Annotated in this window: 18 protein-coding genes; 9 read left to right on the top strand and 9 right to left on the bottom strand. The window is 63.3% G+C overall.

The genetic code is table 11. The features are described from left to right. Positions 1 to 93 precede the first annotated feature (93 nt). Positions 94 to 1065 (top strand): hypothetical protein, encoded by a 972-nt coding sequence (locus IWX88_RS01620; protein WP_196826655.1) that lies wholly within the window; start codon positions 94 to 96, stop codon positions 1063 to 1065. A gap of 309 nt (positions 1066 to 1374) precedes the next feature. Here the strand turns inward: IWX88_RS01620 and IWX88_RS01615 are convergent, their stop codons facing one another. The 8 genes from IWX88_RS01615 to IWX88_RS01580 form a co-directional block, all read right to left on the bottom strand. Further along, positions 1375 to 1671, bottom strand: a complete 297-nt coding sequence (locus IWX88_RS01615; protein ID WP_196826654.1) for a hypothetical protein — start codon at positions 1669 to 1671, stop codon at positions 1375 to 1377. Continuing rightward, complete coding sequence (locus tag IWX88_RS01610) at positions 1671 to 2969, bottom strand: thymidine phosphorylase (protein ID WP_196826653.1); 1299 nt, start codon at positions 2967 to 2969, stop codon at positions 1671 to 1673. The genes IWX88_RS01615 and IWX88_RS01610 overlap by 1 nt, the downstream gene beginning before the upstream one ends. Positions 2970 to 3026: 57 nt before the next feature. After that, positions 3027 to 3434, bottom strand: coding sequence for a cytidine deaminase (locus IWX88_RS01605; protein WP_196826652.1), 408 nt, complete (start codon positions 3432 to 3434; stop codon positions 3027 to 3029). Between the two features lie 2 nt (positions 3435 to 3436). Next, positions 3437 to 4732, bottom strand: coding sequence for an ABC transporter permease (locus IWX88_RS01600; RefSeq protein ID WP_196826651.1), 1296 nt, complete (start codon positions 4730 to 4732; stop codon positions 3437 to 3439). Then, positions 4729 to 6069, bottom strand: coding sequence for an ABC transporter permease (locus IWX88_RS01595; RefSeq protein WP_196826650.1), 1341 nt, complete (start codon positions 6067 to 6069; stop codon positions 4729 to 4731). The genes IWX88_RS01600 and IWX88_RS01595 overlap by 4 nt, the downstream gene beginning before the upstream one ends. Then, on the bottom strand, positions 6066 to 7586 hold the full coding sequence (locus tag IWX88_RS01590; protein ID WP_196826649.1) for an ABC transporter ATP-binding protein: 1521 nt from the start codon (positions 7584 to 7586) through the stop codon (positions 6066 to 6068). The genes IWX88_RS01595 and IWX88_RS01590 overlap by 4 nt, the downstream gene beginning before the upstream one ends. A gap of 167 nt (positions 7587 to 7753) precedes the next feature. After that, positions 7754 to 8860: a BMP family ABC transporter substrate-binding protein gene (locus IWX88_RS01585; protein WP_196826648.1), complete on the bottom strand. Its 1107-nt coding sequence runs from the start codon at positions 8858 to 8860 to the stop codon at positions 7754 to 7756. Between the two features lie 156 nt (positions 8861 to 9016). Continuing rightward, complete coding sequence (locus IWX88_RS01580; RefSeq protein WP_196826647.1) at positions 9017 to 10138, bottom strand: mannose-1-phosphate guanylyltransferase; 1122 nt, start codon at positions 10136 to 10138, stop codon at positions 9017 to 9019. Between the two features lie 315 nt (positions 10139 to 10453). On the opposite strand from IWX88_RS01580, the gene sdhC reads away from it, so the two are divergent. From sdhC to IWX88_RS01560, 4 genes are read left to right on the top strand one after another with little or no spacing between them, the layout of a single operon-like run. Then, positions 10454 to 10825, top strand: a complete 372-nt coding sequence (sdhC, locus tag IWX88_RS01575; protein ID WP_196827766.1) for a succinate dehydrogenase, cytochrome b556 subunit — start codon at positions 10454 to 10456, stop codon at positions 10823 to 10825. A gap of 2 nt (positions 10826 to 10827) precedes the next feature. Continuing rightward, on the top strand, positions 10828 to 11274 hold the full coding sequence (locus IWX88_RS01570) for a succinate dehydrogenase hydrophobic membrane anchor subunit (protein WP_196826646.1): 447 nt from the start codon (positions 10828 to 10830) through the stop codon (positions 11272 to 11274). Between the two features lie 13 nt (positions 11275 to 11287). Continuing rightward, positions 11288 to 13108: a succinate dehydrogenase flavoprotein subunit gene (sdhA, locus tag IWX88_RS01565; protein WP_196826645.1), complete on the top strand. Its 1821-nt coding sequence runs from the start codon at positions 11288 to 11290 to the stop codon at positions 13106 to 13108. Further along, entirely contained in the window at positions 13108 to 13863 is a 756-nt protein-coding gene (locus IWX88_RS01560; protein WP_196826644.1) for a succinate dehydrogenase iron-sulfur subunit, read from the top strand. Before sdhA ends, IWX88_RS01560 begins: the two co-directional genes overlap by 1 nt. Before the next feature lie 108 nt (positions 13864 to 13971). Here the strand turns inward: IWX88_RS01560 and ptsP are convergent, their stop codons facing one another. After that, on the bottom strand, positions 13972 to 15612 hold the full coding sequence (ptsP, locus tag IWX88_RS01555; protein WP_196826643.1) for a phosphoenolpyruvate--protein phosphotransferase: 1641 nt from the start codon (positions 15610 to 15612) through the stop codon (positions 13972 to 13974). Between the two features lie 132 nt (positions 15613 to 15744). Here ptsP and IWX88_RS01550 point away from each other — a divergent pair, with 132 nt between their 5' ends. From IWX88_RS01550 to IWX88_RS01535, 4 genes are read left to right on the top strand one after another with little or no spacing between them, the layout of a single operon-like run. Beyond that, positions 15745 to 16692 carry a YihY/virulence factor BrkB family protein gene (locus tag IWX88_RS01550; RefSeq protein WP_196826642.1) on the top strand — a complete coding sequence of 316 codons (948 nt, stop codon included), beginning with the start codon at positions 15745 to 15747 and terminating at the stop codon, positions 16690 to 16692. Positions 16693 to 16720: 28 nt separating this feature from the next. Next, positions 16721 to 17569, top strand: coding sequence for an exodeoxyribonuclease III (locus tag IWX88_RS01545; protein ID WP_196826641.1), 849 nt, complete (start codon positions 16721 to 16723; stop codon positions 17567 to 17569). 54 nt (positions 17570 to 17623) lie between these two features. After that, the gene (gene trpS / locus IWX88_RS01540; RefSeq protein WP_196826640.1) at positions 17624 to 18631 is read left to right on the top strand and encodes a tryptophan--tRNA ligase; all 1008 of its coding nucleotides are present in this window, start codon (positions 17624 to 17626) and stop codon (positions 18629 to 18631) included. A 2-nt stretch (positions 18632 to 18633) separates the two neighbouring features. Next, positions 18634 to 19188: a GNAT family N-acetyltransferase gene (locus IWX88_RS01535; RefSeq protein ID WP_196826639.1), complete on the top strand. Its 555-nt coding sequence runs from the start codon at positions 18634 to 18636 to the stop codon at positions 19186 to 19188. Positions 19189 to 19234 lie beyond the last annotated feature (46 nt).

The raw sequence follows: 19234 nt of genomic DNA, 5'->3' as shown, positions 1-19234 counted from the left end.
AACTGGTCCTCCACCAGGGAGGGGCCACTCGGGTTGTCCACCGATCAACCCCCGCGCTATGCGGCGCGATTGGGCCTCGACAAGGATCATTTCGTGGCTCCCCGACAACGACTCCCCTCCGCGTTCGAAACGCGCTCCTTCGTCGTACAGGTCGCCCGCTCCTCGGGCGTCGGGCGTGGGCGGTTACAGGGGCCGGATCTCGCTCGACCGTTTTGGGGAGTGCGGATGCCCCTCCGGGCCCCGGATGCGCAGCTCTTCGGGGCGAGCGCCGACCCGGATGATCACCCGGGGCACGTCGCCGCGCAGCGCGCTCTTGCGCTCGCCCGCGCTTACGCCCCACGCCTGAAACCCGGCCAGTTCTTCTCGCACGTGACGGCGGCGAGGCTTCACGGGATCCCCCTTCCCGCTTCACTCGACCAGGAGGGAAGGCTCGACGTCAGCGTGCCGTCACCACGGAGGGCCGCACGTGCCGTGGGAATTCGCGGCCACAAGCAGATTGCCACACCCTCACAAGTCGTATCCCTCGATGGCCTCCCGGTTTCCGCACCGGCACAGGTGTGGCGTGAGCTTGGCCCACTTCTCAGTGTGGAAGACCTCATCTGCGTTGGCGACTACCTGCTGTGGTGGAGGCATCCGCGGGCCTCCCTCCACCAGCTGGAGGTGATCGCTCGGTCGCGGCTCGGCTGTCCCGGCACAGCCAAGCTTCTCGAGGCGATCCCGCTTCTCACTGACCGTTCGGATTCGCCGCCCGAGTCGCGCATCCGCCATCGATTCCTCATCGCGGGGCTGCCCGCGGTCGCGGTCAACGAAGAGATTTACGACCAGTGGGGATCATTTCTTGCCATGCCCGACCTCGCCTTCCGTCGCTACCGAATGGTGATCGACTATGAGGGTGATCACCACCGCCGAGATCGGGTTCAATGGCAGAAGGACATCGCCCGCGTGCCGAGACTGGAGGGTGCAGGCTGGCACTCGACACGAGTAAGTGCCCTGGATCTTCGGGATTCACGGGAGTTGATCGGCCGCCTGAAGAGGCTTCTTCGCGAGCGAGGGTGGACCGGTTAACCTACGCAGACCTGCCCGCCCCACGCACCACGCACCACGCACCACGCACCACGCACCACGCACCACGCACCACGCACCACGCTCGGATGTCATGTTCGCAGGCCACGCACCACGCACCACGCACCACGCACCACGCTCGGGTGTCATGTTCGCAGGCACACGAAGGCGATCGGCATGCGAAGTTGACACCCGATCACCTGCCGACTACCCACCCGATCACCTGACGACTACGAACCCGCACCTGCCGACTACCAAGCCGATCACCTGCTGACTACGAAGCCGGGCGGGACGACTACGAACACGAGCGGGTCAGGGGCGACGTGGACGACGCAACGCGAGCCACGTGAGCCCGCCGAGTGTCATGCCACCCATGATGCGGCGAAACGGGTTGACCCCCCGGGCCACTTCGTCGACTGACCAGACGGCAAGTGCGAGCACAGCTACGACTCCGACACCGGTGCGCAACTTCGATTCCGGCAGCAGCACTCCAACGAGTGTCGCTCCGGAGAAGATTTTCTGCTCTAGATTGGCGGGCTGGCCGATAGTGATCCGGCCGGTCTTCCGGCTGCGAAACATCCAGTCCAAGCGGTCGCTACGGCGTGACATCAGGCTCCTATTCGTTCGGCGATCAGCGGGCCACCGGTGAGCACCTCATCGCCCGCCTCTCCGATACGGTACGCGCCCTCGAGCGCCTCGAGCGCACGCGCGAACCGTTCTGGCTCATCGGCGCTGAGGGTGAAGAGGGGTTGGCCCGCCGTGACCCGGTCGCCCGGCTTGGCGTGCAGGTCGATCCCCGCGGCATGCTGCACCGGATCCTGCTTGCGCGCGCGTCCCGCTCCGAGTCGCCAGGCTGCGATGCCGAACGGCAGTGCCAGCTGCTCCACCAGCACGCCATCGCGGGGTGCAGTGACCACGTGGGTTTCTCGCGCCACCGGCAGCGCTGCGGATGGGTCGCCGCCCTGGGCGCGGATCATTCGGTTCCAGCAGTCCATGGCGCGCCCATCGGTGAGGGCCGCTTCGACGTCAGCATCCGGCTGCCCGGCGTGCCTCAACATCTCGCGGGCGAGCGCGACAGTCAGGGCGATGATGTCTGATGGGCCGCCGCCGGCAAGTACTTCCACCGACTCCCGCACCTCGTTGGCGTTGCCGATGGCGAGGCCGAGCGGCACGTTCATGTTGGTGAGCAGAGCGGATGTCGCAACGCCGGCATCCTCGCCGAGCGCGACCATCGTCTGGGCGAGCTCTCGCGACTGGGCAATGTCCTTGAGGAAGGCACCGGAACCGAACTTCACGTCGAGCACGAGCGCGGAGGTACCCTCGGCGATCTTCTTCGACATGATCGAGGACGCGATGAGGGGAATCGACTCGACCGTGCCGGTAATGTCGCGCAGTGCGTAGAGCTTACCGTCTGCGGGGGCGAGCCCAGATCCGGCCGCGCAGACCACTGCGCCGACGTCGTCCAAGATCTGCCGCATCCGCTCGCCGGAGATATTCGCCTGCCACCCGGGGATCGACTCGAGCTTGTCAAGCGTGCCGCCCGTGTGGCCGAGTCCGCGCCCGGAGAGCTGGGGCACGGCCACACCAAAGCACGCGACGAGCGGCGCAAGCGGGAGTGTGATCTTGTCGCCCACCCCTCCGGTTGAGTGCTTGTCGGTGGTCTTCTTGGGCAGTCCGGAGAAGTTCATGGTCTCGCCCGAGGCGATCATCGCGAGCGTGAGGTCGCGGATCTCCCGACGTTCCATGCCGTTGAGGAAGATCGCCATTGCCATGGCCGCCATCTGCTCGTCGGCAACGTACCCCCGGGTGTAGGCGTCGACCAGCCAGCTGATTTGCGCGGTCGAGAGCACTCCGCGGTCGCGTTTGGAATGAATGAGGTCGACAACGTCAAAAGCTTCGATGGCCATGGTGAGAGTCCAATCGTGAAGGAAAGGGGAGCAAAAAGGTGAGGGAAACGAATCTAATCAGTCGGCTTCGCGATACTCGGCGAGTTGGCGTGGGCCGAAGGCATCCGGAATCACCTCATCGATGGTCTTCACTCCCGACACGGTCTCAAGAAGCATGCCGGCAGCGGAATGTTCGTAGAGCAGCTGTCGGCAACGACCGCACGGCATGAGGATGTTGCCATGGCCGTCGACGCAGGTGAAAGCGACGAGGCGTCCGCCGCCGGTCATATGAAGTGCCGACACCAAAGCACACTCCGCGCACAGAGTGAGACCGTACGAAGCGTTCTCGACGTTGCAGCCAGAGATGATCCGCCCGTCGTCCACGATCGCCGCGACACCCACCGGGAAGTTCGAGTACGGCACGTAGGCGCGGGTGTTCGCCTCGATAGCGACCAGCCGCAGGGCATCCCAGTCGATCTCCGACATTCTCAGCCCTTCACGTAGGGTTTGCCCGATGCCGCCGGGCCCCGCACGGAGCCCACAAGACCGGCGACGGCGAAGATGGTGATGACGTACGGGAGCATGAGCATGAATTCGCTCGGCACGGGCGACCCGATCGTCGAGAGGACACTCTGCAGATTGGTCGCAAACCCGAACAGCAGGGCTGCGAGGGTTGCCCGGATCGGATCCCATCGCCCGAAGATCACCGCCGCAAGGGCAATGAATCCGGCGCCGGCGGTCATCTCCTTACTGAAGCCGCCAACCGACCCGAGGGTGAAGTATGCGCCACCGAATCCCGCGATCGCACCGGCGAGCGACACGTTCCAGAAGCGGGTGCGGTTCACGTTGATTCCGACAGTGTCCGCCGCCTGCGGGTTCTCCCCGGAGGAGCGAAGGCGCAATCCCCACTTGGTATTGAACAGGCAGTACCAGACCACGAGCACGGCCACATACATGATGTAGACGATGATCGTCTGTCGAAACAGCGTCGGCCCGATGATGGGGATGTCGCTCAGCACCGGGATGTTGATCCGCTGGAATCTCTGCGGGGAGTTGAGAGTCGTCTGATTCGGACTCAGCAGGGTGGAGTACAGGAAGCTCGTGAGCCCGGTGACGAGAACATTGAGCACGACTCCCACGATCACCTGGTCGACAAAATATTTGATCGAGAACGCGGCGAGCACGAACGAGACGAGCATGCCGGCCACCATTGCCGCAAGCAGACCGAGCAGCGGAACGCGCGTCGCAGAAGCGACGAGCGCAGAGACGAATGCCCCGGCAAGCAACTGGCCCTCGATCGCCACGTTGACGACACCGACCCGTTCGGAAATCACCCCACCGAGCGCTCCGAAGATGAGCGGAACGCTGAGGCTGACTGCTCCGACCAGCAGACCGGCGACGGGAATCGCCCGAAGACCGGCGGATGCCCAGACCAGGAAGGTGAACAGGAACAGCACCGCGAATACGGCGATGATCCACAGGGGAACTCGCCGCGCGCGCTGCACGAGCCTCGTCGCCCACGCCGCGATGAGCACCAGGACCACCGAGGTGATGAGGGAAGCCGGACGGGCATCCACCGGAATCATCGGTATCTGGACGAAATCGGTATCAGTGGACAATCGGAAGGTGCTCGTGCCGGGGCGCCCGAAGATTCCGAAGAGCACCAGCGCGAGAATCGCAAAGAATCCGAGGGCGATCGGCGTTTTCCAGTTCCTCACCATCGCCGACGCGAGGGCGATCGGTGCGCTGCTCGAAACTCCCTGGTTTCCTGTCACGGTCGTCATTTGGTCACCACAGCCTTCTTGCCGGAGATTTTTGACGGCCGCAGCCGGGTCACGGCAACGGGAGCCGGAAGGCGGAACACCGCCCGCACCAGTGGAGGAGCAGCGATGAACAGCACGATGAGGGATTGCACGACGAGCACGATCTCGATCGGGACCCCCTGGGAGGCCTGCATCGTAAAACCGCCCGCCTTAAATGCCCCGAACAGGATGCCCGCCACGAAGACACCCCACGGTTTCGACCGACCGAGGAGTGCGACGGTGATCGCATCGAAACCGATGCCCGCGTCGATTCCCGAGCCGAAGCCTGTGGTGATGGATGCCTGCACCTGGTTCGCCCCGGCGAGTCCGATGAGGCCACCGGAGATCAGCATCGCGTACACGTACATGTTCTTCACATCGATGCCGGCGACTCGCGCAGCGTGCGGGTTTTCACCAATCGCACGAAACTTGAAGCCGAGGCTCGACCTATTGAGCAGATACCAGACGAAAGCTGTCGCGGCGATGACGAGGATGAAACCGATGGTGAGGTTGTAGTTCGGCCCGAACAGATCCGGGAAGATCGCGGATGCCTTCATCGCCGGTGACTTCGGATTGCTCGACCCCTTCGCCTGCAGCAGCCCCGGGGTGCGCAGCAGGTAGGCGACGAGGTAATACGCCACATAGTTGAGCATGATCGTCACGATGACCTCGTGCGCGCCAGTGCGCGCCTTGAGCAAGCCGACGATGCCACCCCAGATCGCACCACCCGCGATTCCGACGAGCAGGGCGATGATGAGGTGCAGTGGAAAGGGGATGTCGAAGGAGTATCCGACCCAGCCCGCGGCGGCCGCAGCGATGAGCATCTGCCCGCGCCCACCGATGTTGAACAGCCCGACGCGAAAGGCGAGCGCCACACCGAGACCGGCCGCGATGAGCGGTGTCGCGAACGACAGCGTCTCGGTGAACGGCTTGATACCGGAGGCAAAATCCGGGCGGCTGAAGTTATAGATCGACCCCTGGAACAGGGCGAGATACGCGCCGGAGACCGAGGTCCAGATGGCCTGCAGAGTGTCGCTCGGGCGCGAGAACAGGTACCCGGATGCCGCTTTGACACCCGGATCAGTGAGAGCGATGAGGATGCCGCCGGCCACGAGGGCGAGCACGACGGCGAGCACCGAGATGACAGCGTTTCCCGTCGTGATCTCGCGCAGCACGCCGCTGAATCGGGAGGGAGCCTCGGCTGGCGAACCGGGTGTTGCCGGCGAACCGTGCCCTGTCGAAGAATCGGGCCCTGTCGGCGGTCCCGGCTCTGTAGGCGGTCCAGGCTCGACCGGGGTGGGAGGTCGGGAATCGGTCATGCTGCGGCCTCCGCCGAATCGGGCAGCTCGCCGGCCATCATCAGGCCGAGCACGTCTCTCGGGGTGGTCCCTGGCACGATCCCTACAATTTCTCCGCGATACATCACGGCAATCCGATCAGCGAGCGCGACTACCTCGTCGAGCTCGGTCGACACGACGATGACGGGAGTGCCCGCATCCCGGGTGGCAACGATACGACTGTGCACGAATTCGATCGATCCGACATCCAGCCCCCGCGTCGGCTGCGCCGCAACGAACAGCCGCAGGTCACGGCTGAGCTCGCGAGCGAGCACGACCTTCTGTTGATTGCCGCCGGATAGCTTGCCCGCATGAGTGCCGATCCCCTGGGCTCGGATGTCGAATTCCACGATCTTATGCTCGGCGAACTCAGCCAGGCTGCCGAGCTGCAGGGCACCGGCTTTGACGAATGGTGCACCGTCGGCACGGTCGAGCATCAGGTTCTCCGCAATGGTGAACCCGGCAATAAGTCCGTCCTCCCCCCGATCCTCCGGCACGAAACCGACGCCGGAATCGAGTACCTTCCGGGTCGATTCGCGGCGCAATTCGATGCCGTCGAGCACGATGGATCCGGTGACCCGCGGCTGGAGTCCCATGATGGCTTCGGTGAGTTCGGTCTGACCGTTTCCCTGCACGCCCGCGATCGCGAGGATCTCCCCCGCCTTCACCTCGAAGCTCACGTCGTTGACCACGAGCTGCCCGCGGTGATCGATCACCGACAGGTGGCTGATCACGAGGGCGGCCTCGCCGGCGATCTTCGGGTCCTTGTGCACGGTGAGTTCCACTGGGCGCCCGACCATCAGGGAGGCAAGCTCCGTGTTCGTCGCGCTGGGGGACGCCTCGCCCACGACCTTCCCTAACCGGATCACTGTGATGCGGTCCGCGACTTCGCGAACCTCGCGGAGCTTGTGGGTAATGAAGACGATGGAAGTACCGGCCGCTTTGAGCTGTCTCATGATCACCATGAGCTCGTCGGTCTCCTGCGGGGTGAGAACCGCGGTCGGCTCATCGAAGACAAGAACCTGGGCGTCACGGGAGAGCGCCTTGATGATCTCCACACGCTGTTGAACCCCGACGGGCAGGTCTTCGATCAGGGCATCCGGATCGATATCGAAGCCGAACCGACTCGAGATCTCGCGCACCTGCTGTCGGGCGGCCGTCAAGTTGAGTCGGCCGCCGAAATTCGTCTTCTCATGACCGAGCATCACGTTCTCTGCCACCGTAAAAACGGGAATGAGCATGAAATGCTGGTGCACCATGCCAATCCCTGCAGCCATCGCGTCACCCGGCCCGGTGAAATGTTGCGGCACGTCATCAAGCAGAATTTCACCCTCTTCGGCACGGTACAGGCCGTAGAGCACGTTCATCAGGGTGGACTTGCCGGCGCCGTTCTCACCGAGAAGGCAGTGGATTTCGCCCGGTTCGACGACGAGATCAATGTGATCGTTGGCGACAAGGGCGCCAAACCGCTTGGTGATCCCACGGAGTTCGAGCTTCATGCGTCCCAATCTATCCGGCAACGTTGCACGGTTTTACGACCGGGTGGCCCGGCCGATCTCTGGTTGATCGTTGGTTGATCTCTGGTTGATCTCTGGTTGATCTTTGGTTAAGACGAGCGGGGAGACCAGCACCGCTGGCCTCCCCGCCCACTCGCCTCTCGGTGGCGTCAGCTACCGGAGAGGTAGGACTTGACCGTCAGCTTGCCACTGATGATGTCGGCCTTGAGCTTGTCGATTTCGCCCTGGAGCCCAGAACCGACCTTGGACGAGAAGTCGTGGAACGGGGCGATTCCCACTCCGTCGTTCTTCAGGTTGCCGATGTAGGCCACGTTGTCGAATGTGCCCTTGGCCTGCTTAGCGGTCGCCTTGACCACTGCCTGCGTGGCGGGGTCGATGCCCTTGAGCACCGAGGTGAGGTAGAGCTTGCTGTACGTCGGGAAGGTGTTGTACACGTCAGCGTCGGCCCCCAGAAGCGCGATGTCCTTCTTCGAGTCGATGATCGCTGCCCCCGCACTCTGGAAGATCGGCCCCCCGACCGGGAAGATGACATCCGCACCCTGGTCGATCAGGTTCTGTGCCGTGCTTTTCGCGGTGTCGTTCGCGGCGAATCCGCCGGTGAATGACCCCTTCTGGGTCGCGACATCCCAGCCGACGACCTTGACGCTCTTGCCCTTGTCCTTATTAAACTGCGCAACGCCATCGGCATAGCCGTCCATGAAAATCGTGACGGTGGGGAACTGCATGCCACCGAAGGTTCCGACGGTGCCTGTCTTGCTGTAGCTCGCCGAGGCATAGCCCGCGAGGAATGCTGCCTGCGCGGTGTCGAACACGATTGGCTTGATGTTTGGCTCGTCAACCTTGCCGTCGAAGTTGGCATCGGCTGCGTCGTCGATGATGGCGAACTGCACGGTGGGGTTCGCCTTGGCCGCTGCCAGCGAGGCGGCGGAGAGGTTGAAACCAACGGTGATGATCAGGTTGCAGTTGGCCTGGACCATGCTGTCGATGTTGGGGGCGTAATCGGTGTCGGCGTTCGACTCGGCCTTCTTGAACGAGGCACCGATCGACTTGACTGCCGACTGCAGGCCTTCGAGGCCGAGCTGATTGAAGGACTTGTCGTCGAATCCACCGCTATCCGAGACCATGCACGCAAGGAACTTCGACTTCGCGGCGGTGGTGGTCTCGGCTTTGGGTGCTGCTGCGCAGCCGGCGAGTAGGGAGACTACGCCGAGCAGGGCAAGGCCGCTGAGAGCGGTCTTACGGGGGGTGGTTCTCACAATGTCCTCCAGGAAGGTGCGGCCACGGCAGCGGTTGCCACGGCAATAGTGATGTCAGGTTACCGAATGTTCCGGCAGCGAATCACCCATCCGGGGCGCCGGATGCCCAATGGTTATCAAGATGCGATGGTCAGGAAATGTTGCAGAAATGATTACCTAAAGAACATCGGTGCGCCCCGACAGTTTGAGGGCGTCGACGACAGACTTCACCCGCTGCGCGTTGGCGCTCGTCGTGACCAGAAGAGCGTCCGGTGTGTCGACGACGACGATGTCGGTAACGCCGATGAGAGAGATGAGGCGGCCGGTCTGGCTGATCACCACGCCGCTCGATGCATCCGCAAGAACTCGCGCGTTTTCGCCGAGAATAGCCAGGTCAGACTTGCGGCCTCCCGAGTGAAGTTTGGCGATCGCGGCAAAATCGCCGATGTCATCCCAGTCGAAGTCGCCGGGGATCACAACGAGTCGGCCTGCCGCCGCCGCTGGCTCCGCGACGGTGTAGTCGATGGCAATCTTCTTGAGCTCCGGCCAGACCCGGTCGACCACAGCACCGCGGCGCGGTGTGTCCCACGCCTCGGCCAGCTCCGTCAGCCCGGCGAGCAGCTCTGGTTCGGATTCGCCGAGTTGACGAAGCAACACATCGGCGCGTGAGATGAACATGCCGCCGTTCCAGAGGTAATTGCCGTCGGCGAGATATGACTGTGCAGTAGCCAGGTTGGGCTTCTCGACAAAACTGTCGACACTCACGGCTCGCGGGGCGTCTGGAATGTCCAGGGCTGAGCCGCAGTGGATGTAACCGAACCCGATCGCGGCATCCGTTGGAGTGATGCCGATGGTGGCGATGTACCCGAGGCGTGCGACCGCGACCGCTTCGATGACTGCCCTGCGGAAGCCGCGCTGGTCGGAAATCACATGGTCGGCGGCGAACGAGCCGATGATGACATCCGGTTCGCGCCTCACGAGTATGGCCGCAGCCAGCCCGATCGCCGCTGAGGAATCCTTCGGCTCGCTCTCCAGCACCACGTTTGGGTCGGTGAGGTCGGGCAGCTGCGCTTCCACGGCCGCGCGGTGGGCGCGACCGGTGACGACCATGATGCGGTCAGCACCCGAGATCGGTGCGAGACGATCCCAAGTGGCACGCAGCAGCGTGCTGCCGGACCCGGTGAGATCATGAAGGAACTTCGGCGCGTCGGCTCGGGAGAGCGGCCACAGCCGGGATCCGATCCCACCCGCAGGGATGACGCTATAGAAATGGTCGAGCGGTTCCGGAGGGATTGCCATATCGCCCAGACTATCGGCCGGGACGCGGAGGGCTAGAGCCAGAGCACAGGCACCTATCCGCGGAAGCACAGGCACCTACCCGCTGGAGCACAGGCAAGAAAATATCCCCACAACTCATCACCGGTGAGGGCCGCATGGCGCAGTTCCCAGGATCGCCGGGAATAGAATTGGGCCAGTTCAACAGCGTTTCCCAGCTCCTTACGTGGAGCGGACCGATGCCAAGGAGGGCACCTCGTGTCAGAGAAGTCGGCGGGAGCCCTGGCTGCTCCACTGCCAGACAAGCAATTCCCCACCCCCAAAATTTCAGCACCCCGGATGCCGCGAGGAACGCTGTATCGCGGCCGCGAGGGGATGTGGTCGTGGGTGCTTCATCGCATTACCGGCGTGGCAATCTTCTTCTTCCTGCTCGTGCACATTCTGGACACGTCGCTCGTGCGATTGAGCCCAGAGGCATACAACGCAGTGATCGACCAGTACAAAACACCAATCATGGGGCTCGGTGAAGCTGGCTTGGTCGCCGCAATCGGGTTCCACGCCCTCAACGGCCTGCGCATCATCCTCATCGACTTCTGGAGCGTGGGCACCAAGCACCAGCGGCTCATGTTCTGGATTGCTGTCGGCGTGTGGGCGGTGCTGATGGCTGGCTTCCTGCCACGCCAGCTCATGCACATCTTCGGAGGGGCTTGATTATGACTGCCACGATTGAAACTCCCCGCTCACCGCGCACCGTGCAGAAATCGCGCGTGAACTTCGAGAAATGGGGCTGGATCTACATGCGCGCGAGCGGCGTCGTACTTGTCGTCCTCATCTTCGGGCATCTCTTCGTGAATCTCGTGGCCGGTGTCGGGGTGAAGGCCATCGACTTCGGCTTCGTCGGTGGCAAGCTATCCCAACCCTTCTGGCAAATCTGGGACACGCTCCTGCTGTGGCTCGCTCTGATCCACGGTTCCAACGGCATGCGCACGATCGTGAATGACTATGCATCGAACCCGGTCGTTCGCCGCATTCTCAACGTCGCGCTCCTCGCGTCTGCTGTACTGCTGATCCTTCTCGGAACCCTGGTGATCTACACCTTCGATCCATGTCCCGCGGGCTCACCAGCCGAGCTGCTCCCGTCACTCTGTAAAAATAGGTAGGACGATATAACTAATGGGCACTGACGCAACAGGCACCTCGACGATCATCGACGGCGTGCATCACCACCAGTTCGACATCGTGATCGTGGGCGCCGGTGGCGCCGGGATGCGGGCGGCCATCGAAGCCGGCCCGCACGCGAGCACCGCGGTGATCTCCAAGCTTTACCCCACCCGCTCCCACACAGGCGCCGCGCAGGGCGGTATGGCCGCGGCTCTCGCCAATGTCGAGGAAGACAACTGGGAGTGGCACACCTACGACACCGTCAAGGGTGGCGACTACCTCGTCGACCAGGATGCAGCGGAGATCCTCGCAAAGGAAGCCATCGACGCCGTGCTCGACCTCGAGAACATGGGGTTGCCGTTCAATCGCACCCCCGAGGGCAAGATCGACCAGCGCCGCTTCGGTGGTCACACTCGGGAGCACGGCAAAGCGCCGGTGCGTCGATCCTGCTACGCAGCGGACCGCACCGGACACATGATCCTGCAGACACTGTTTCAAAACTGTGTCAAGCTCGGAATCAACTTCTTCAACGAGTTCTATGTGCTCGACCTCGTGATGACCGAGGTCACCGATGCCTTCGGCAAGACCCAGGAGCAGCCCTCCGGCGTGGTCGCCTACGAACTCGCCACCGGCGATCTGCATGTGTTCCAAGGCAAGGCGATCATCTTCGCCACCGGTGGATTCGGCAAGATTTATAAGACCACCTCGAATGCCCACACCCTCACCGGGGATGGCGTCGGAATCATCTGGCGTAAGGGAATTCCGCTCGAGGACATGGAGTTCTACCAGTTTCACCCCACCGGCCTCGCCGGCCTCGGCATCCTCCTCTCCGAGGCGGCCCGCGGAGAAGGTGCGATCCTGCGTAACGCCTCCGGTGAGCGCTTTATGGAGCGCTACACCCCGACCCTGAAGGATCTCGCACCGCGAGACATCGTGTCGCGGTCGATGGCGACGGAGATCCGCGAGGGTCGAGGGGCTGGCCCGAACAAGGACTACCTGTACCTCGACATCACCCACCTCGAGCCAGCGGTCATCGATGAGAAGCTGCCGGACATCACCGAGTTCGCCCGCACCTACCTCGGTGTCGAGCCCTACACGGAGCCGGTGCCAGTGCTTCCGACCGCGCACTACGCGATGGGTGGAATCCCGACCAACGTGAAGGCGGAGGTGCTGCGCAATAACACGGAGGTCATTCCGGGTCTCTACGCTGCCGGGGAGTGCGCCTGCGTGAGCGTGCACGGTTCCAATCGGCTCGGCACCAATTCGCTCCTCGACATCAACGTGTTCGGAAAGCGCAGCGGCCAGCACGCCGTCGAATATGTGAAGACGGCAGAATTCGTTCCGCTGCCCGATAACCCCGCTGCCGGGGTGCGGGCGCTCCTCGACACAGTGCGAAGTGGGGACGGGTCGCAAAACATCGCGGCCATCCGCAAGGAGCTGCAGGATTCGATGGACCGCAATGCCCAGATCTTCCGCACCGACGAGACCCTCGCCGAAGTGACGAAGCTCATCGAGTCATTGCGAGCCCGCTACAAGAACATCGCACTTCGCGACAAGGGCAAGCGGTACAACACCGACCTTCTCGAGGCGGTTGAGCTTGGCTTCCTGCTCGATCTCGCCGAGGTGGTCGTCTACTCGGCCCGCTCCCGCAAAGAAAGCCGCGGTGGTCACATGCGCGAGGACTACCCGGAACGCGACGACAAGAACTTTCTCGTTCACACGATGGCCTACCTGGTCGGTGACCCCGAGTCCGCGGATGCCGGGGAACACATCTCGATCGGCTGGAAGCCGGTTGTGATCACTAACTACCCGCCAATGGAAAGAAAATACTAATGAGCAACGCAGTCCTGGAAAACCGCCCATCGGTACCGGAGGAGATCCCTACCTTTACAGCGAACCTGGTGATCCGCCGCTTCGACCCGGAGGTGGACCTCGAGCCCCGCTGGGAAAGCTTTGACGTGGTGATGGGCGGTACCGATCGTGTACTCGATGCCCTGCACAAGATCAAGTGGGAGCAGGATGCCTCCCTCACCTTCCGCCGCTCGTGCGCACACGGCGTCTGTGGCTCGGATGCGATCCGCATCAACGGTCGTAATCGTCTGGCCTGCAAGACGTTGCTGAAGGATCTCGACCTGTCGAAGCCCATCACCATCGAGGCGATCAAGGGTCTTCCGCTCGAAAAAGACCTGATCGTGAACATGGATCCGTTCTTCGAGAGCTTCAAGGCGGTGCAGCCCTTCCTCATGGCATCGTCCAAGCCCGAGAAGGAGCGTCTGCAGAGCCCGGCAGAGCGTGCCCGCTTCGACGACACCACCAAGTGCATTCTCTGTGCAGCCTGCACCTCAAGCTGCCCCGTTTTTTGGACGGACGGCCAGTATTTCGGACCAGCGGCCATCGTGAACGCCCACCGCTTCATCTTCGACTCGCGCGACGAGGGATCGCAGGTCCGCCTCGATATCCTCAACGACAAAGAGGGCGTGTGGCGCTGCCGCACGACCTTCAACTGCACCGAGGCCTGCCCCCGCGGCATCCAGGTGACCCAGGCGATTGCCGAAGTGAAGGCCGCGATCCTTGGCAGTAAGGCGTAACCCAACCGCCACCAAGCAAAGTCTTATGGACTAAAAACCGCCGGCTCCCTACTTGAGGGGGCCGGCGGTTTTTGTGTATTGCCAGCGAAGGATCGAGGTCGTTAGCGGTCAGGCGAATGCGGCAGCCCGCGCGCCTGCCGCGGTGCGAGCGCCAAGCGCCGCTGCCGCCCGCGCGCGCGCCTGTTCGAGTGTTACGGTGGCGAGCTCTGCGCGAACGTCGGCCAGTGCGGCTGGGGTCATACTGAGCGTGGTCGCCCCGAGACCGACGAGCACCACCGCGAGTTGGGGATCCGCTGCCGCCTCTCCGCAGATTCCCACTGGTTTGCCACTCGCCGCTCCCGCATCCCCGATGAGCTTGACCAGGCGCAGAACGGCGGGATGCCACGGGTCCTGGAAATGGGCAACAGATCCGAGCATCCGGTCTGCGGCCAGCGTGTACTGGGTGAGGTCGTTCGTGCCGACGCTCACGAAGTCGGCGCTCTCGAGAACCTGGTCGGCGAGCACCGCGAGGGACGGGACCTCCGCCATTACACCGACGATCTTCAGCCCGAGCTCCCTACCGAGCGTGACGAAATACTCCGTCTCCTCGGAGTCGGACACCATGGGCGCCATCACCCAGAGCTCGGCGTGGGTCTCGGCATCGGCGAGCGCGAGGGCGGTGAGCTGATCGCGCAGAATAGGCTCGCTCGCCCGCAGTGCGCGCAGGCCGCGCAGCCCGAGGGCAGGATTCTCCTCGTGGGCGTCGTTGAGGAAGCTGAGCGGTTTATCTGCCCCCGCATCCAGAGCGCGCACCACGACCTTCTTACCCGGGAAGTGCGAGAGCAACTCGGTGTACTGAACCCGCTGTTCCTCAACGGTCGGGGCAGACCTGGAGTCGAGGAATAGGAACTCGGTGCGAAACAGGCCGACACCCTCTGCACCGAGCGCGACGGCAGCAGCGGCATCCTTGGGAGAGCCGAGGTTGGCGAGCAGCGGCACCTTCGTGCCGTCGGCGAGCATCCCGTCGGTGATCGGAGCGGATGCCGCGGCAGCCCGATCCGCAATCCGCTTGCGCGCATCGGCTATCTCACCCTCGCCGGGCGAGACGCGCACGCTGCCGGTGGCGGCATCCGCGATGACGACGGTTCCCGCTTTTAGATCGAGGGCACCGGTCACGCCGACGATCGCGGGAATCGACTTGGACCGGGCGAGGATGGCGGTGTGGCTGGTCGGTCCGCCGTCGCGGGTGATGAGTCCAAGCACCTTATCGAGGTCGAGCAGCGCAGTGTCGGCCGGGGCCAGATCGTGTGCGACCAGGATGAATGGCGTGTCGGAAGTGGGCACGCCGGGCGCCGCGACACCGCGGAGCGACGCGATGATGCGCTGCGAAACGTCACCGAGATCAGTGGCCCGCTCGGCCATCAGGCCGCCCATGCCGGTGAGCATGTCCTGGAAGGCGCCGAATGCCTCGAACACCGCTCGCTCACCGGTCTTGCCCGACTCGATTCGAGCGGCGACGTCGTCAACAAGAGTCGGATCCTGCGCCATCAGGGATGCTGCCTCGAGCACATAGCGTGCCGCGCCGCCGGCCTTCTCACCGCGGGCACGCAACTCGCCAGCAACGCTCGAGAGGGCTGAAGTGACGACGGCGAGCTCGTGCGCTGAGTCCCTGGTACGCGGCTCGTCCCTCGGTGTAGGAAGGGGATCCGGCATTCTCAGGATCGGGCCAACGGCAACTCCACGTCCCACGCCGATACCGTGCAAGTCCATGGATTCCTTTTTCTCGAGGCGACACCCTTTCCAAAACTCTACCGGCGCGCTGGTTAGGCTTAAGTGGTCTACGGGTGCTTCATTGGGCTACGGGTGATGATCGAGAGGAAACGGATGCGCAAGGCAGCCCGGATGGCCGTCGCAAAGATCATGACGCTGAGACCGGTGCGGGTATTCACGCAGTATTCTGCCAAGAACGGCCCGATCCTCGCCAGCGGACTCAGCCTCGTCGCGCTATACAGCGTGTTTGCCGCGCTCTACGTGGGTTTCGCGGTGCTCGGGCTCTCGCTCGAGTCGAACCCCGGCCTAAAAAATGCGGTAGTCAACACACTGTCAACCTCGATCCCCGGGCTCATCAGAGACGCAAACGGGTTCGGTGCCATCGACCTCACTGCCCTGTTCGCCTCACGGGTACTCGGTTGGAGCAGCATCATCGCCGCAGTGGCTCTTCTGGTGACCGCAGTCAGCTGGTTCGGGTCCACCAGATCTGCGGTGCGCGCTGTCTTCGACCTCCCGCCAGACCCCACCTTCTTCCTCCTTCTCAAGCTGCGTGATCTCGCCCTTGTCGTCGCCTTCGCCACCTTAACGATTCTCTCGGCCGCAATCTCCGTATTGTCCACCAGCGCCCTCGACCTCGTATTCGATCTCGTGGGTGTCGGGTACATGACCACATTGGCAGCTGGCATTGCTCATGCCGTCGGGCTCCTCAGCGCCCTCGCGATCGACACCGTCGTGCTTGCGGGGTTGTTCCGCGTGTTGCTTGCGGTGCGGATCCCGTGGCGGCGTCTCGCCACCGGTTCCCTACTCGGCGGCCTGGCTCTCGGCATCCTCAAGGTGCTCGGCGCGATGATCGTACGGGGCGCGGGCCAGAATCCATTACTGGCGTCGTTTGCGGTGATCCTCGGTCTGCTGATCTGGTTCGGGCTGATCTGCCAGGTGATCCTGGTCGCGGCAACCTGGATTTCCGTCGATCTCGCTGACCACGGCCAGACCGCCTCGCTCACGCGCAAGCTCACCGTCGTGATCCCGTCCGAGCGCCACCAGGGTTCGCGCAGGCAACCTGTTGACCGCTCGAAATAACGTCATCCGTCTTCGCTAGGCTCCCATCATGAGCACTCCAATTCGCATCGCCAGTGTCAATGTCAACGGTGTGCGGGCCGCGTTCCGCAAGGGCATGGGCGACTGGCTAGAGGCGCGGGATGTGGACATCCTCGCTCTGCAGGAGGTGCGGGCGGCCACCACCGACCTCGAAGACCTGCTCGGGCCGGGGTGGAATATCCTGCACGATGCCGCGACTGCGAAGGGGCGGGCCGGTGTCGCCCTGGCTAGCCGCAGTCGCGCGGAGATTCATCGTGTCGAACTCGGAGACGAGAAGTTCGACAGCGCTGGTCGCTGGCTCGAAGCCGACTATCGGGTGGGCGACGCGTTTCTCACCGTGGTGAGCACGTACGTGCACTCCGGCGATGCCGAAACCCCGACGAAGATGATTGAGAAGTACAAGTTTCTCGACGCCATGACGAAGCGCCTTCCGCAGCTCACAGCACACTCACCACGCGTTCTTATTGTCGGAGATCTCAACGTGGCGCACCGTGAAATTGACATAAAGAACTGGCGCGGTAACCGCAAGAGCGCGGGTTTCCTGCTCGAAGAGCGCGCCTACTTCGACAAATTCTTTGGGCCGGTCGGCAAAAATGTGGCCTGCGTCGACGGCAAAACTCGACGAGGGCTCGGCTGGGTGGATGTCGGGCGCCAGTGGGCAGGCGAGGTCGAGGGACCCTACACCTGGTGGTCCCAGCGCGGCCAGGCGTTCGATACCAACACCGGTTGGCGCCTCGATTACCATGTTGCGTCGCCCGAGCTCGCGGCATCCGTCACTAACTACGCGGTGGATCGTGCCTCCGCATGGGACACCCGCTGGTCGGACCATTCCCCGGTGGTCGTCGACTACGTGGTCTGACCAGCGCTGCGGCGAGCGCGTGGACCCCGCTGCATATTCTGGAAGACTGAACAGATGAGTTCCAAACCCCGCCTGTTCTCAGGCATGCAGCCTTCGGCCGAGTCTCTCCATATCGGTAACTACATCGGTGCACTGTTGCAGTGGAAAGAGTTGCAGAGCACCCACGATGCCATCTTCTGCATCGTCGACCTGCACGCCATCACTGTCGCGCAGGAGCCGGCCGCCCTGCGCGAAAACACCCGCCGCACCGCCGCACAATACATCGCTGCGGGAATCGACCCGCAGGTGTCGACGCTTTTCGTGCAGTCGCATGTGGCCGCGCATCCGCAACTCGCCTGGGTACTCAACACCATTACGGGTTTCGGCGAGGCAAGCCGGATGACCCAGTTCAAAGACAAAGCGGCGAAGCAGGGAGCGGATACCGCATCGGTCGGGCTTTTCGCCTACCCCACCCTGATGGCCGCCGACATCCTGCTCTACAACGCGGTTGCAGTGCCGGTCGGGGACGACCAGAAGCAGCACGTGGAGCTCACCCGAGACCTCGCGAACCGCTTCAATACGCGCTTTGGGGCGACCTTCGCGATGCCGGAGCCGCTGATCCTGAAAGAGACTGCCCGCATTTATGACATTCAGAATCCGGCATCCAAGATGAGCAAGTCCGCCGAATCCGCAGCCGGGGTGGTCTGGCTTCTCGATGAGCCCTCTGTTACCGCGAAGAAGATCAAATCCGCCGTCACGGATGCAGGCCGCGAGGTGCGCTACGACGTGGCCGAGAAGCCCGGCGTCTCCAATCTGCTCACAATCTTCTCCGTGCTGTCCGACCGGTCGATTTCCTCCCTCGAAGTCGATTACCAGGGTCGCGGGTACGGGGACTTCAAGAAAGATCTCGCCGATGTCGTCGTCGAGACCTTCGCGCCGATTCGGGAGCGCACGCGTGAACTGCTCGACGATCCCGCCGAGCTCGATCGGGTTCTGGCCAGCAATGCCGATCGAGCAGCCGCCATCGCCGATGCGACCCTGGCGAATGTCTACGATCGCATCGGCCTGTTACCCAAGGGATGAAGGTGCCCGCGCCGGTACTTCGAACGGAACGACTGTGGCTCGATTCGCCGGTGCTCTCCGACCGATTTGCGGTCGCAGAGTACTGCCGCGATCCGCTCTTCGAAACACTGATGACACTGCCGTGGCCCTATGAGCTTCGGCATGCCGACTTCTTCCTGTACCGGGCCGTTCCCGGCGGATGGCTCTCCGGTGACGAGCTCACCTGGGCGCTACGCACCAGCGAGGAGGGCCCGCTCATCGGGGTTATCGGCTGGCGCCGGGAGCTCGGTGACATCGGTTTTTGGCTCGGTGCGCCTCACCGCGGAAAAGGGCTGATGACCGAGGCTGTCGTTGCCGTGACGGAGTGGCTCGCCAGCGAATTCGACCTCACCGAGATCGCCTGGGAATGTGTCGCCGGCAATGCGGCATCCGTCTCCGTTGCCCGCAAGTCGGGCTTCGAATTCACCGGCGAGAGGCCAACCACGCTGACGTTTCGTGACGGCACGCATCCAGACTCCTGGCACGGGGTGTTGCGGGTGGCTGCGCCTCGTGTCGAGCATCCCGGATGGCCGTTGTAAGCACACCGCTTAGGCGCACTGTCCAGTGTCGCAACGGCGTGCCACG

The organism is Frigoribacterium sp. CG_9.8 (genome assembly GCF_015751965.1).
Lineage (GTDB): Bacteria > Actinomycetota > Actinomycetes > Actinomycetales > Microbacteriaceae > Lacisediminihabitans.
Note: the sequence above shows the minus strand (reverse complement) of the source record. Positions and strands in the feature narration are given on the sequence as shown.